We start from the raw sequence: 13,699 nt of genomic DNA on the forward strand, positions 1-13,699 counted from the left end.
ATGAGGAGGCCTGCGATGCAACTGCGCGAAGGCGGTTTCCTGGTCAGGACGATGCTGCCGGGCGACGCCTGTTCTGACTATCTGGCGTGGATTGCCGACGCTGAATTGATGAATCCGCTGAACATGCCGGCGCGCAGGATGACGATTTCCCAGTTGCAGGACCACATCAACCAGTTTGACAACAAGGCAAGGCATCTGCTGGGGCTGTTCGATGAAGCGGAAGGCAAGTTGATCGGCATCATTATTGTGGACATCAACGCGGAACACAGAAGTGCGCGGTTCAGCCTTTTTGTGGGTAATCGTCAGTACTGGGGCGACAGGCGAATGCATCCGCTTGGCAAGGCATTTCAGGCCTACCTGTTCGAGCAGAAGGGAATTGAGAAACTGCGCTGCCAGATCGCGATGGACAATCACCGGATGATCGGGTCTGCCAAGTTCATGGGGTTGAAGATGGAAGGGGTGCTGCGCGGAGAAATCAGATCGTTTCGTGACGGATCCAGAATAGACCAGATCGTGTTTGGCCTGCTCAAGAGTGAATGGAAAGCGAAGTGAATAAAGTCAGCGACGTAACCGACAAGGACGGATTGATTCTGGCCAGAAAACTGCTGGCGGCGGCTCTTGAACTGGACGAAGACAAGATCGAGCCGCAATCGCAAATTGTGGAATTGCCGGGGTTTGACAGTCTCGCCTATGAACGGCTCGTTGCCAGTGTAGAGGATCACCTTGATCGGGATCTGGACCCGCTGATGATGGTGTCAATCGATACGGTGTCAGATTTGGCAATCGCCCTGGCGCAGCACAAGACTTGAGCCAGGGCATATCTGCTGCAAGTGTTCGAATACGGCGCCGTGATCAGCGACTGTCTCAGAAATGGAAATTGACACCGGCCCTGATGATATGGAACTCAGGTTGAAAGTCTGCCTGGGTTAATGTGTCAAATTCAAACGGCCCTTCCACTTCCCCGAAATTGGCGTACAGGTACTCGACCTTGGCACTCCACTGCGCAGTAAACATGTGTTCCACGCCTCCACCGAGAACAAAGCCTGTCATGTCGAAGCTGCCGTCTTCTCCCAGATCAAGTTCGGAAAAGGCCAGGCCGCCAGTGGCATAAATCAGTGTATTCTCGTTCAGTATAAGCCCGGCTCTTCCCCTTACGGTGGCAAACCAGTCATAGTCGGCAGAATATGTATCTTTCAGATCAAGTTCGACGGCGCTTACATCCACGAAACTGCCATCGGCCTCAATGCCGATCAGGAACTCGCCGGCCTGGATATTGTAACCGATCTGAGCGCCGAATATGCCACCGCCGCTTGAACCGGAGTCAAATTCCCTGTTGTCAAAATCGAACAGCTCGAATTCGTCGCCAGAAGTCTTGGCATTGATATATCCGGCATGTCCGCCGACGTAGAAACCGTTCCAGTCGCCCAGCGGCGACATGTAAGCATCGTCGGCGACTGCCGACACGCTTCCCATTGCCAATAGTGAAAGACCCAACGCTGCTGTTTTCAGTTGCCCCGACATTCTGATCGCCCTGTTTATTGCTTTTGGTGAGGTATATGACCTAAGGAGACATTAGTCCCCATGCGTTCGTTCTCCAATCGATAAATTTTTGGGGTATTGCTGCGAAAGGCCCGAAAACACCGTTTGTGTCACGAAGTTCGCCAAAAAGTGTTGTAAATCTGCAACACTTTTCAAAAATCGTAACTGGCGTTTGAGTTACGGCGAGCTGCGGGGCTTTCTCAAAAGCTGTAATCCAGCAACTCAATCTCACGTTTGTAGGTTTTCGCGACTATGTCCCGTGTGTTGTCATCATACATCTCCCGGTACGGACGGGGGTTTCCTCGAGTTCTGCTGTTGGCTCTCGGCAGTTTCAATCTGGCTTCAACACCCAGAACATCCATGACTTTTGCAAGATCTGTCTCCAGGCTTTCATATCGCCCCAGAAAATCCACTGAAACCTCTCCGTTGCAGGAGTAAATTTCGAAATTTTCAACGGTATGACCGGGTAACCGCCTCATGTGCTCGGCGAAGTTTCCCGTAAAGCGGCCTTGCGCAAACTGATGGCTGTACCACGACACCTCGCGATCCCAGGGGTTTCTGTCAAAGGCAAACTTGAAATAGCTGTTCCAGACTCTTTTTCCCAACCTCTTCTTCACCCGCCAGGCGGGCACATGGTCGTAGTAGTCCAGCTGCATCTTGCCGTTTCGAAGATACCTGCTGAACAGGTTGGGCCATTCGGTTGACCACAGTGGAGGCCGGTATTGATAGTTCCGCGGCCTGAGGCCCAGCCTGAGTTCCTCGTCCAGGTCCCCAACCGGTGTTGCTATATCGTCTGGCCCGCAAATTTCATTCAGGGCACATTCGGTACTTGTGCTGGCCGTCTTGCGCGTCTTCAGAAAGATAAACTTATGCTTGTGAGATATGATCATCGTTGTTCCGCGTGCATCTGTGCATGGGGTGCAAGTTATCGGTTAAGTGTGGCTTGAGATCGTCTGAGCGTGCGCAATTCAGCGCAGTGTCGTAGTAATGGTGTTTTTGCCTGTCGGCAAATGCAGCAGTATCGGCAAAACCGCTCGACGGACAGTCATCAATCGATCTCCTGGACCAGAACAGCTTCTATCTGATGCATCTGTGACTGTGTCAGTTCTGCATGCTCGTGTTCCTGAAAGATATATTGATGCCTGATGTTCATTTCCCGGGCGAGGCGGCTGAAAAACTCCTGGCCCGATTTTTCAGGTACCTTGTCCGGTGGTACGATTTCTATCACCAATGAACCGGGACGCATCCAGATGATGTTGGTCAACGCTGCCCCGTGCTGGGCAATCACGACCTTTGCGTCACGGAAAACGGCGATCTGCATTGCCAGGTCCTGGTCTTCCAGATTGAATATTTCGGTCTTGTGATGCGTCTTCAGGCGTTCATGCAGGCTATCAATATTGGGGATGCTGCGTCTCTGACCACCTGACGTGCGTCCAACTTCGGCGTAGTATCCGTGCGGTTGTCCCCGTTCGATCAGCACAACATCGGGCTTGTCTTTCGGCATCTTCAGTGCTTTGATTTTGCCGGCCAAGCGCTTCTCCACGAAATCCCGAAACACGGAAATACGATCGCGTTGGTAGAGCAGGGGATCATCAAATGAATCCAGCACCAGCAAGCGATCGAGCTTGTAAGTCCTGAGCGCCAGGCTCAGGGCCCATTTCACAATCGTCCTGGTTGCAAACGGCCTGAATGCGGAGTTTCCGAAAAACTTGCTTATCCGGTTTCTCAGGTTCGGATAACCGGTCTTGGTTATATCCGGCTCCTGAATGATATTCACGTCATCAGCGAGCACTTCGTGCGTGATGCGATCCAGTAACCCGACCGATACCACGCTCACTCTTCCGGCATGCCGGTGCGGTGAGATGACAATCGGCATCAGATAGCCCAGCATATAGTGGTAAAAGTGGCCCGCCCTTCCGTCATTCATCGGGAACAGCAATACCGACCTGTCGATTTGGGATTTTTCGTGCATGCCCTGCTTGTAGTGCGATGTTGCTGATCAAAATTTGTTTGAAGTGAGGATAAGCCGGTTTGTCAAATCAGTTTCACTGAACCTGAGCCGAACTTACTTCATCTGCTTCATTTGCGACCGGAAAAATATGGGTTCCCACCAGTTGGCGAATTCAGATTTGTACGCTGAGGCATTCCGGTGCCGAACGGTATACCTACCTCACTCACGGCGGGGGCAACCGGTGCCGCACAAACAGCCCGACGACAAGCGCCATCTGTGCCCGGATTGCCGGGATCAGCGTCTTTGCCCCCAGCATCCCCGGCCTGCCAGCGAGCATGAAATCTTGCGGGTCAGTACACGGATTTAAAGGCGCCGCTTCCCATAAGAATTGGTTAACAGTTTGCCTGTATTCATGGTTAACACTTTGGAAACTGGATGGCTGACCAGCTGGGAGCGACAAAGTGGAAATTGCGCGGGGGCCATGACGATTGTGGCACTCAAGAAATCTTGCCGCCGCTGGCGGAACCGGTTGGGGACGATATACGATGAATAAACTACTTCTTGCCGGCGCGTGCGCCGCGTCGATCATGCTCGGTGTGTCGAGCGTTCAGGCCGCTGATCTGTATGAGCCGGTGGCGCAGACCCCAGGCTGGTATGTAAGCCTGTTCGGGGGGGCATCATTTCTTGATGACGTTGAAATCACTTACTCGAACTCCGGCACCGCCGGCCTGTCCGAGACCGAAACGGATGCAGGCTTCATAGTCGGCGGCGCGATCGGTATGCATATCAATCCGAACATGCGCGCTGAAGTTGAAGTTTCATACTTCGAAAACAGCGTGAGCCAGCTGGAGTATCCGTACACTCCAGCCAGTTTTTCAGCCAGTGGCCATGTCAGTTCGGTAAACCTCCTGTTGAACGTCTGGCACGACTTTGACATGGGCGGCGGGTTTATACCCTATATCGGCGGCGGCGCCGGCGTCGGATTTGTCGATGCCAGAGCGTTCCGTCCAAATCCGCCGGACGACTACAATGAGCTTACCGGCTCGGATGTGGGGTTTGCGTTTCAGGTCGGTGCCGGGTTGAAATATGCGCTGACCGACATGATTGCGGCCGATGTGGGTTACCGGTTCCGAGGCATCCTGGATGTCAACCTGCCTTCAGACGATCCGGATCAGCTCAACGCCAGCACCGACATCTACGGTCACTTTGTGCAAGCGGGCGTGACCATAAACATGAACGGCATGTAGACGGTTTTCCGCACTGATCTGAAAGGCTGGAGCCGCGTGCTTCAGCCTTTTACTTTTGCAGTCGAATCAGTAGAATCCTGCGGATGCAGCCACGCCGCAAAATGCCCTCCGCAAAACTCCAGCCAAACAACCACCAGCGCCATGCAGAGTTGTTGCAGCGCGGCATGGCGCTGCAGGGTCGCGGCAAGGGCAAGGAAGCAGAGTACTGCTATCAGCTTGTCTTGCGCGATGACCCGAAACATCCCGATGCACTCAACCTGCTTGCCACACTGGCGGTTGAGGCGGGGAAGTTCACCGCGGCCATCGAGCTCTTCCAGAAGGTCGTCAAGGTTGCACCGAAAAACCTGATTTACCGGAACAATCTGGCCAATTGCTACATCCGCAGCAGCCGGCCGGATGAGGCGCTGCCGCAGCTCAGAAGAGTGCTTGCCGGCAATCCGAAAATGTCAGAAGCGCTGTACAATCTGGCGCGCGCCTACCGGGCCATGGGCAAGGGCGAGGAAGCCGTGCAGACCTATCAGCGGATGCTGGCGTTTGAACCGGGGTCCCTGCCGGCCAGAATTGGACTGGGTGAGGTTCTGACTGACCTTGGCCGCATGGATGAAGCGACCGGTGTCTTCAGGGCTGTTATCGCCGATGCACCGGAATCAGTCGAGGCTTTCACCGGACTGGTCGCAGCTCATAAATTCACCGCTGACGACCGGGATATTGATGCGGTACTGGCGCTGCTGGATCGGGGGTTTGGTGACCTTTCCCAGCAAACCGCGCTGCATCATGCGGCGGGGAAGATATACAACGACCTCAAGCAATATGACGAGGCCTTTGTTCATTTCGCCAAAGCCAAGGAGATTGCCGGCAGACAGTTCAGCATCGCCGATTACCGGCGCTTTATCGACAAGACCTGCCAACTGTTCACCGTGCCGTTCTTTCTTGAAAGGACCCACCACGGCAACAGGTCGGAGCGGCCGGTTTTCATCGTGGGAATGCCACGCTCCGGCACGACCCTTACAGAGCAGATTCTGGCGAGCCATTCGAAAATCAAGGGTGCCGGTGAGTTGGTCGACCTGCAACGGATTGAACGCCGCATTACCGAAACAAAACGCGAAACCGATGCCTATTTCAGTACCATCGCCGGGCTCTCCGCCGATCAGTCGCGAGGCCATGCAGACGTCTACCTGAATACGCTCAAGCGCCATTCACGCGTTGCCGAGCGCGTGGTGGACAAGATGCCGCATAATTTTGAGCTGCTGGGATTGATCGCACTGTTGTTTCCCAACGCCCGTATCGTGCATTGCAGGCGCAATCCGATTGATACCTGCATATCGTGTTTCACGCACAATTTCACCGACGCACACGGCTACAATGCCGACTTCTCCAACCTGGGGCTGTATTATCGCGAGTATGCCAGGCTGATGGCGCACTGGGCGAAGGTACTGCCGTCGCAGATATTTGATCTGCAGTATGAGCAGATGGTGGCCGATCAGGAGGCCACGACGCGCCGGCTGATCGACTTTCTCGGGCTGGACTGGGAGGATGCGTGCACCAGTTTCCATCTTACCGAACGCGCCGTCAGTACGCCGAGCCGGTGGCAGGTGCGCCAGCCCATCTACAACTCGTCCGTCCAGCGCTGGCGCCGGTTCGAACCGCATCTCGGGCCCCTGAAAAAGTCACTCGGAGACTTGTTTGTCACCGAGTGACGCCTGGCCGTGAATGCGTTGACTGATCCGAAACGGTCATGAAGCGCCGCCAGGCGTACGTCAGCCGGGTTTGAATCAAAGCACCAATGCCGGGACATCCTGCCAGGCCGGTGATTTGCAGATGTATTCTAGGAGATTCGGGAGCCAATTGAAAAACTGGTGCCGCTTAGGTGATTCGAACACCTGACCCCATCATTACGAATTACGCGTACCCGGTTTGTAGGGATTTGTACCGAGTTGGCAGGCTTTGTATCGTACACCGTACTCATTCTGTACTAAGTCCCAGCGGGCTTTTGGCAGATATGCACATTGTTGAAGATGAATCTGTGCCCTATCTACCAAGCGTTAGACGGCGTCCGTCTTCAACTTTTTCGAATCCATGGGGGTCCGGAAAACCAGTGCCTCTTGCTCCGGCTGCTTGATTGATCACGGTTGTTTAAGTCTAGCATATGTGATCCTTTCGAATAAGACTGGTTGCCGCGAAGATCGTGGCTGTGGCGGTCAAAAAAAATCGCTGTAATAATAGTTGCTGACCCGTGAGGGTTGCTCTTGCGTGTTATTAGGGGTTCTGCGTTTGGCCGTCGCCGGGAATTTCGGACGGTACTAGGTTTGGATTTAGCAGAGCCTGCTCGCAGTCTTCGGACATAGATTCTTGATAGTGCTCCCCAAGGCGCCACCCGAGCAGGAGCAGCGCACGCGCTGCGGTTCCGGGTTTCGACGACGCTTGGGCGAATACATTGCCGTCCAGCCGCGTCTCGTTGCTGGCCGTGAGGATCGCGTGACGCATCGCCGTTGTTGTCAAATAAGCGAAGCCGCCGCAACCAGAGGCCCATGTTGAGACGAGTTCTGCGGGTCCCACGGTCAGCCATCTGGCTCCTAATGGCGAGTCGATGCTCATTTCGGTTTCCGCGTATCTGTGGCCAAGAGTATTTACGGTGCTGGCGATGAGATGACTTCGGATTGTTAGGTCAACGCTGCCGGCATTGTTTTTCAGGCTGCCAGGCACGGTCCGCCCGGAGGCCGCAGTTGCATCGCGCGCTCCGGTGGCGCTGAGCGTCAAGAGCCCACCGGGTACTTCGACACCTTGCGCGGTAGCACTAACTCGGGTTGCTGAGGTGCCCTGCCAATGGGCGAGTTGTCGAAAGCCGCTCCAGCATGCTGCACCTTGAGAGCAACGCGTCCCCTCGAGTAGCCTAAAATTATAACGCTCCCAAGTCCCAGTCATGACCCAGACCTGATCGCAGTTCCGAAACCCTGAGAAGTTCGTCAACGCGGTTGCGGGAGTCACTGACAGGGGATGATCCCAATCAAGAAGTGTCCCACCATTCGAGCCTACCAGTCCGCTGATGAAATTCTGATCGACCTGAACACTGCCAAAGCTTTTGCCCGACAAGCATTGCAGGCCCGCCCCTTGTGCCTGAGCATTTACTACCGATGCGTGAAGGCCAAGCACGGAAAGTGCAAGTATTTTGAGGTCGTGTTTGTTAATCATGCTTTCTCATTCGGACATCAATCGGTGCACCTGCGCTACGGTAAAGTCGCGTAGATGCAAGGAAAGAGCGAATACGTCTCTCTGCTTCTGCGGCCAGACATTACCCTGGCTACCCATGCGTGAGCTTATAAAATCCGTAAATTCTCAGTTGGGTATGTGGGTTTTCTCACAGCGGTCAGATTCTTTATCTGGAAGCTTGTGCAAAATGAAATTTCCTTCAGATACAACGCCAACGAGATTCGAAGAACAAATATACAATATTTAGAGATTACAATTTTGATACATCAACATAAATTCACCATACATGAAAACCATTGGAGCAGAATCGCCGCCCGAATTTGGTGCCGTCTAAAAAAGTAATAAGATTTCCCGGATGTCCGCGTAGTAGTAGTGGTCACTCCATCCGGAAAAGATGATTCGAACAAAGACATGGCCACCAATGACAACTAAGGGCTGGATGTAGTTGCTTGGACGAGCATGAACTTGTGCGATGTTTGGCCTGAAAAAGCACCGCTACGGTGGTGGATTTCCGGTGCCCCGGGGGGTGAATGGGGCCCCTCTGGAGAGGAATGGTGCCGCTTAGGTGATTCGAACACCTGACCCCATCATTACGAATGATGTGCTCTACCAACTGAGCTAAAGCGGCATGTCAGTTTTCTGATCTTGCGCGACAAATAGCGCGAAGAGGCTAATCTTTCAACATCAAAGCCAAGTCTTTTCCGGCTTCTTGCCCGCCTGGTCCATCGGGCCCGGATCATCGGGCTGGCGCGCGAACACGGATGCTTCTTCGCGTGCCTCGACATCCTTATCGGTCTTTTCGGCTTTCTTGTCAGTCTTGTCGGTCTTGTCCGGCTCAACCGGGCTTGCCGGCGGGTCTTCCTTGTCCTGGGTCTCGGTGTCAGGCGCCGGTGATTCAACTTCCGCTTTTCCAGCGGACCTTTCCGTTGTTTCTTCGATAGTTTTTTCTTCAGGCTCCGGCGAAGTTTTCACTTCAGCGTCCTTGACGGGCTCTTCTTCAGAAACCTCGACAACGTCGTCCGCCCCGGCCGGGATATCCTCGACAGGTTCGTCGGCTTTTTGAACAACCACGTCTTCTTCCGGCTCGGGATCATCCGCCACGTCCGGCGCCTCAGGCGTGGTGATGGCGATGGCGTCGTCGCCCGGCACGGTATCGTCGTGTTCCTCCTCCGCGGCTTCGGGTTCTTCATATGCGATGCCCTCGACCGGCACCTTCCATTTGAAACCGCCAAGTTCACCCGATACCGGCGATACCGGCAACCAGGTTCTGGAAATAAACCCGTCGGCGGTCCAGGCCGGATCGCGCGGTGCCCTGACCGCGCGGGCCAGCCATTCGCGGGCGCGTCCCTTGTCGCCAAACTCGCCTTCCTCGATCTCCGCCATCAGACCGCAGATGCGGGCCTGCGGGCGGTCATGGGCGTAAGCGCTCAGCGCTTCGCGTGCGGCCTTCCACTCCAGCGCGTCAATAGCTGCGGTCGCCAGCGCGACAGCGCCTTCGATGCCGCCTGACTTGGCCACCAGGGATTTTATGCGCTTCAGCCTGTCCAGGGCGGAATCCCCGCTGCGGATATGAGCATAGGCGTCGGCCAGGTCCGGGTGCGGGGTCAGGTTCCAGGTCTTTTCGATTATCCGGGCAGCCTTGCGCAGGCTGCCTGACGCGGTCGCATGACGCGCTGCGATCACTGCGGCAGGGACAAGTGACGGGTCGAGCTTGTGCGCCCGCAAGGCGAGATCATACCCGTCTTCTGCATTGTTGTTTTCGGCTTCGGCTGCCTGCGCGGTCAGCACGACGGCATGTTTCAGGTTAGCTGTTGTCCTGTCGATCAGTGATGCAGATTTCTGCACGTCGATGGTGCGCGAGATAGCTGCCCAGTCTTCACTGGTCGACTGATAGGACAGCACTGCCTTGCCGGCCCAGGACACTTTGGGATTGATGCGTACGGCCTCTTCGGCAAGCGCACGGGCACGCGCCATGTCCGACTGGCGAACCGCATCGGTGTGCAGTCCACGCAATCCAAGCAGCCGGGTTTCGGGTTGCTCGGCCATTTCCTCAAACAATTGCCGTACCCGCACATTGTCACCGCGCATCTGGGCTGCCTGGGCGTCCAGCAATTTCACCATCGGGTCATCGCCAATGATCGCAGCGGCTGTCCGGGCATGGGCCTGGGCGGCTTCACTGTCACCGGATGCAACGGCGATCAGCCCGCTGGACAGGGCCTGCTTGCCCTTGCGCTGCCGGCGCGATTTGAACCAGCCGCCGAATGCGCCCGGCCTGTCGAGCAGCCACATCAGCAGCGACCAGGTGATCCAGACAATCAGTGTCAGGCCCGCAATCAGGATGAACGCAGCCATCAGGGAGGTTTCTATTTCATAACCCAGCCAGCGCAGTTTCAGATCGCCCGGCTGGTCGGCCAGCCAGGCAAAAATGGTCGCCACAATGATCAGAAGGACAAAGCGCACCAGCAAAGAAATCATGTGTTTAAGCCTCGCCGCGGATTATTGAGCCGGGGCCGGCAGGCGGCCCAGGATGATTTGTGGAAGTTTCTGCAGTTCCTGGTCGGCACTCTGGCGCTTGCGGGCATCAACAATCCAGGCCGCAACCGGTTCCGGTGCAGATGTGCCGCCGGCGTCGAGTGCAGTGATGGCGGCACCCGGGCCGCCGGCGTCCAATGCCGTAACAGCAGATGCCAGATGCTCTGCCCAATTCCCGGTGCCGTCTATCTTGCGGACTTTCACAACCGACGACAGCTTGCCGGTAATGGTGTTCCACCATCCCGACGTGCCCTCTGCCGCGGAACTTTCGGATGTCGCGGCCGCATCGAGGCCTGCCTTGAGCCCGGCAAGGTCCTGCTTCAACTGGTCGACAGTCTTGATGCCGGAAGCCGCGTTTGCGGAAAGTGACGGCAGGCTGAGTGTCAGACCGGCGGTTTCTTCCAGCGCGCTCAACTCCGCCTGGTAGGGTTTGCCCTGGTTGACCATGTCCGACAGTGCTGCCAGCTGGGTGGCGATCCCGGTCGTGTCAATCCCTGGCGACTGCCGGGGAGCAGGTTTCGGGGCTGCAATCGCCGCCTTGAGCTGGTCCTCCAGCTTTTCCATTCGCGCCGTTGCCGCGGCGAGCTGGTCGCGCAGCGCGGCGACCTCGCCGGCAACCCTGTCGTCGGCTGGCTGTGCCTGTGCCGTTTCCAGCTTCCCGATCCGCTGCGCCAGTTCATCTAATTTCAGGTTAACGTCCGCCTGTCCGGCGCCGCCGCCGCTGCTTGCGGCTGTCTGCAGCGCTGTCTTGAGGTTGTCGACGGATTTGCGGACGTCAGCCATGCCGGTTTCGATTTCTCCGGTCTTTGCCGACAGTGCCTCAACCCCGGACCTGGCGGAACTGGCCGCCTCCGAGGCAGCCTTGATGGTTGCCAGCGTGTCTGCATCAGGTGCAGCAGTCTGGTTTCCGGCGTCGGCCAATTGCTGCTCAAGGCCACTGATCCTGTCGGTGAGCGATTTGGTCTGGTCAAGTGCGCTTGCGGCGGTTTCCGAGGCTGACTTTGCTGTACCAATCGCTTCCAGTGCCTGGCCTTCAATAGCGCCGACGTCGATCGCAGGTGCGGTGCCGCCAAACAGTCCCGCACCGTGTTCACGGTAAAGATAGCCGCCGACAGCGATGCCTGCGAGCAACGTCGCAACCAGGGCACCGGTGATGAGTTTTCCCTTGCCGGACGGTTTTCTGGCAGGCGCAGACGCGCCTGTTGCCTGCGCATCGGCAGGTTTTCCTTTTGACGTCTCACGCGTGGAAGCGGTGCCGGTGCCTTTGTCCTTATCGGCCGGTTTGGATTTCTCCGTTGTCTTGCCGGTTACCGTTGCGTCGGGAGCTGCGCCGTCTTTCGGTGTTGGCTTGATCGTATCGGTGGACTTGACTTCCGTGGCCTTGGCATCAATCACGGTAGGACGCGTGGATTTCTTGGCTTTGCGCGACGGAGTTTTTCGAGTTGCCATGGTTGCGCCTTTCCCCGGCGTAGCATTGTTGGTCGATTGGTTTGCTGCGGTATCGTCGATGATTTCCAGCATACTATCATCATTGGGTTTACCGGATACTACAACTGAAACATCGGGGCCGAGAGCGGAGCGGATCTTTTCAGCCACTGCCGGAGAAAGGCAAAAATGGGTGAGTTTTGCTGCTTCGGCCTGTAATTCCGACTGCTTGATGAGTTGCCCCCAGATATCCGCGGTGCGTGCCGAATACAGCACAACCGCCTCGGCTTTTCCCGAGCGGATGATCTTATTGGCGTTTGCCGGAAGTTGTCTGGCGGCGACGGCCTCATAAAGCTCAACCCGCTCGACGCTGAAGCCGTCCGCGCGCAGGTCTGCTGCAAGATCGCCGGACCGAATTTTTCCCGTCAGGTAGAGTATCGGCCCATCCGCCGGTTTCAGATCCTGTTTCACAAGGCCCTGCAACGCGATCAGATCGCCGTCGGACTGCCGAATGTCGGTGAAACCCAGTTCACCTGCCAACCTGGCCGATGCCGGGCCCACTGCAAACACAGGGGTAACCTTCAGTTTCTCCGGGATGCCGATGCCGGCCAGCGCAGTCAGGGCATTGGCGCTGGTCACTGCGATCGCCTGCCAGGACTTGTCGGGTGCGGCGGCGTCATCGTCAGTCTGGATGGTCAACAGCGGTACAACAGATGCTGTGTGGCCGTTTGCGGTCAGCCGGGCCTTCAGTTTTTCACCGTCCGATTGCGGTCTGGTAACGATCAGATGCATTACGACACCAGGTCTGCACCGGCCAGCGCCCTGATTTCCTTGGCAGCATCAAGCCCCATCCTGCCTGCTTCGCCGGCCTGACCGGAGCGGCTGGCACGAAACACTTTCTGCCCGTCCAGCGTCAGTGCCATGGCGTTGAATGAAACCACATTGCCCGCCAGCGTGGCGTGACCGGCCAGCGGAGTGCGGCAGGAGCCGTCCAGCTCCGTCAAGAAGGCGCGTTCTGCTTCTATACAGATGCTGGTGTGCCGGTGGTTGAGCGGTTCCAGCAAGGCGCGCGAGCGCTCATTGCCGGACGCGATCTCTATGCCGATAGCACCTTGCGCGACGGCCGGCAGCATGATTTCAGGCGCAATGGCACTGGTTATGAGGTGCGTCATGCCGAGCCGGTTGAGCCCGGCGCAGGCCAGGAAAGTCGCGGCCGCCACGCCGTCCTCCAGCTTGCGCAGCCGTGTCTGGACATTTCCCCGGAACTGCACGATCTGAAGATCGGGGCGAATGTTCAGCAATTGCGCCGCCCGGCGTACAGATGAAGATCCGACGACTGCGCCTTCGGGCAGATCAGCAATGGACTTGGCGACAGGCGACATGAAGGCATCACGCGGATCTTCCCGCTCCAGCAGGCAGCAGATCTCCAGGCCGTCCGGCAATTCGGCCGGCATGTCTTTCATGGAATGAACCGCCATATCGATGCTGCCGTCGTGCAACTGCTCCTCAATTTCCTTTGTGAACAGGCCTTTGCCGCCGATTTCCGCCAGCGACCGGTTCTGAATCTGGTCTCCGGTCGTCGAGATGACAATGATATCGATCAATGCCGGATCGAGATCATGCACCTGGCATAATCTGTCACGTGTCTCGTGGGCCTGCGCCAGGGCGAGTGGCGAGCCTCTTGTACCAATTTTGATGCGACCGGTTTGCAAGCGGATTACTTTCGGTGTTACAGGCAGGTTTGATCGGGCAATATACAAAACCCGGGACAGTTCAGGGAAGGTCTGTAGCTTGGCTG

Annotated in this window: 11 protein-coding genes and 1 tRNA gene; 4 read left to right on the forward strand and 8 right to left on the reverse strand. The window is 56.5% G+C overall.

The window, feature by feature from the left end:
- Positions 1 to 15 precede the first annotated feature (15 nt).
- Positions 16 to 552, forward strand: a complete 537-nt coding sequence (locus tag DHN55_RS05380) for a GNAT family N-acetyltransferase (protein WP_337659946.1) — start codon at positions 16 to 18, stop codon at positions 550 to 552.
- Complete coding sequence (locus DHN55_RS05385; protein ID WP_337659947.1) at positions 549 to 809, forward strand: acyl carrier protein; 261 nt, start codon at positions 549 to 551, stop codon at positions 807 to 809. Before DHN55_RS05380 ends, DHN55_RS05385 begins: the two co-directional genes overlap by 4 nt.
- Before the next feature lie 55 nt (positions 810 to 864).
- Here DHN55_RS05385 and DHN55_RS05390 read toward each other — a convergent pair whose 3' ends face one another.
- The 3 genes from DHN55_RS05390 to DHN55_RS05400 form a co-directional block, all read right to left on the reverse strand.
- On the reverse strand, positions 865 to 1,521 hold the full coding sequence (locus DHN55_RS05390) for an outer membrane beta-barrel protein (RefSeq protein ID WP_108880323.1): 657 nt from the start codon (positions 1,519 to 1,521) through the stop codon (positions 865 to 867).
- Positions 1,522 to 1,739: 218 nt separating this feature from the next.
- Positions 1,740 to 2,429, reverse strand: coding sequence for a sulfotransferase family 2 domain-containing protein (locus DHN55_RS05395; RefSeq protein ID WP_108880324.1), 690 nt, complete (start codon positions 2,427 to 2,429; stop codon positions 1,740 to 1,742).
- Between the two features lie 158 nt (positions 2,430 to 2,587).
- The gene (locus tag DHN55_RS05400; protein WP_108880325.1) at positions 2,588 to 3,511 is read right to left on the reverse strand and encodes a glycosyltransferase 61 family protein; all 924 of its coding nucleotides are present in this window, start codon (positions 3,509 to 3,511) and stop codon (positions 2,588 to 2,590) included.
- Positions 3,512 to 4,035: 524 nt separating this feature from the next.
- Here DHN55_RS05400 and DHN55_RS05405 point away from each other — a divergent pair.
- Complete coding sequence (locus DHN55_RS05405; protein WP_108880326.1) at positions 4,036 to 4,737, forward strand: outer membrane beta-barrel protein; 702 nt, start codon at positions 4,036 to 4,038, stop codon at positions 4,735 to 4,737.
- 101 nt (positions 4,738 to 4,838) lie between these two features.
- Entirely contained in the window at positions 4,839 to 6,434 is a 1,596-nt protein-coding gene (locus DHN55_RS05410) for a tetratricopeptide repeat-containing sulfotransferase family protein (protein WP_337659948.1), read from the forward strand.
- A 559-nt stretch (positions 6,435 to 6,993) separates the two neighbouring features.
- Here the strand turns inward: DHN55_RS05410 and DHN55_RS05415 are convergent.
- The 5 genes from DHN55_RS05415 to hemC form a co-directional block, all read right to left on the reverse strand.
- Positions 6,994 to 7,926, reverse strand: coding sequence for a hypothetical protein (locus DHN55_RS05415; RefSeq protein ID WP_108880328.1), 933 nt, complete (start codon positions 7,924 to 7,926; stop codon positions 6,994 to 6,996).
- Positions 7,927 to 8,496: 570 nt separating this feature from the next.
- Positions 8,497 to 8,572: transfer RNA gene (locus DHN55_RS05420), tRNA-Thr, on the reverse strand.
- Positions 8,573 to 8,628: 56 nt separating this feature from the next.
- Positions 8,629 to 10,419 carry a heme biosynthesis HemY N-terminal domain-containing protein gene (locus DHN55_RS05425; RefSeq protein ID WP_108880329.1) on the reverse strand — a complete coding sequence of 597 codons (1,791 nt, stop codon included), beginning with the start codon at positions 10,417 to 10,419 and terminating at the stop codon, positions 8,629 to 8,631.
- Positions 10,420 to 10,440: 21 nt separating this feature from the next.
- Entirely contained in the window at positions 10,441 to 12,693 is a 2,253-nt protein-coding gene (locus DHN55_RS05430) for a uroporphyrinogen-III synthase (RefSeq protein WP_108880330.1), read from the reverse strand.
- Positions 12,693 to 13,613 carry a hydroxymethylbilane synthase gene (hemC, locus tag DHN55_RS05435; protein ID WP_108880331.1) on the reverse strand — a complete coding sequence of 307 codons (921 nt, stop codon included), beginning with the start codon at positions 13,611 to 13,613 and terminating at the stop codon, positions 12,693 to 12,695. The genes DHN55_RS05430 and hemC overlap by 1 nt, the downstream gene beginning before the upstream one ends.
- Positions 13,614 to 13,699 lie beyond the last annotated feature (86 nt).

Origin of the sequence: Anderseniella sp. Alg231-50, from assembly GCF_900149695.1 — a bacterium.
Lineage (GTDB): Bacteria > Pseudomonadota > Alphaproteobacteria > Rhizobiales > Aestuariivirgaceae > Anderseniella.

Bases quoted from the DNA above. Each gene is read 5' to 3' on its own strand.
- DHN55_RS05395 (WP_108880324.1), bottom strand. From the start codon at position 2,429: ATGATCATATCTCACAAGCATAAGTTTATCTTTCTGAAGACGCGCAAG.
- DHN55_RS05380 (WP_337659946.1), top strand. From the start codon at position 16: ATGCAACTGCGCGAAGGCGGTTTCCTGGTCAGGACGATGCTGCCGGGC.
- DHN55_RS05405 (WP_108880326.1), top strand. From the start codon at position 4,036: ATGAATAAACTACTTCTTGCCGGCGCGTGCGCCGCGTCGATCATGCTC.
- DHN55_RS05410 (WP_337659948.1), top strand. From the start codon at position 4,839: ATGCCCTCCGCAAAACTCCAGCCAAACAACCACCAGCGCCATGCAGAG.
- DHN55_RS05425 (WP_108880329.1), bottom strand. From the start codon at position 10,419: ATGATTTCTTTGCTGGTGCGCTTTGTCCTTCTGATCATTGTGGCGACC.
- DHN55_RS05400 (WP_108880325.1), bottom strand. From the start codon at position 3,511: ATGCACGAAAAATCCCAAATCGACAGGTCGGTATTGCTGTTCCCGATG.
- DHN55_RS05390 (WP_108880323.1), bottom strand. From the start codon at position 1,521: ATGTCGGGGCAACTGAAAACAGCAGCGTTGGGTCTTTCACTATTGGCA.
- DHN55_RS05415 (WP_108880328.1), bottom strand. From the start codon at position 7,926: ATGATTAACAAACACGACCTCAAAATACTTGCACTTTCCGTGCTTGGC.
- DHN55_RS05430 (WP_108880330.1), bottom strand. From the start codon at position 12,693: ATGCATCTGATCGTTACCAGACCGCAATCGGACGGTGAAAAACTGAAG.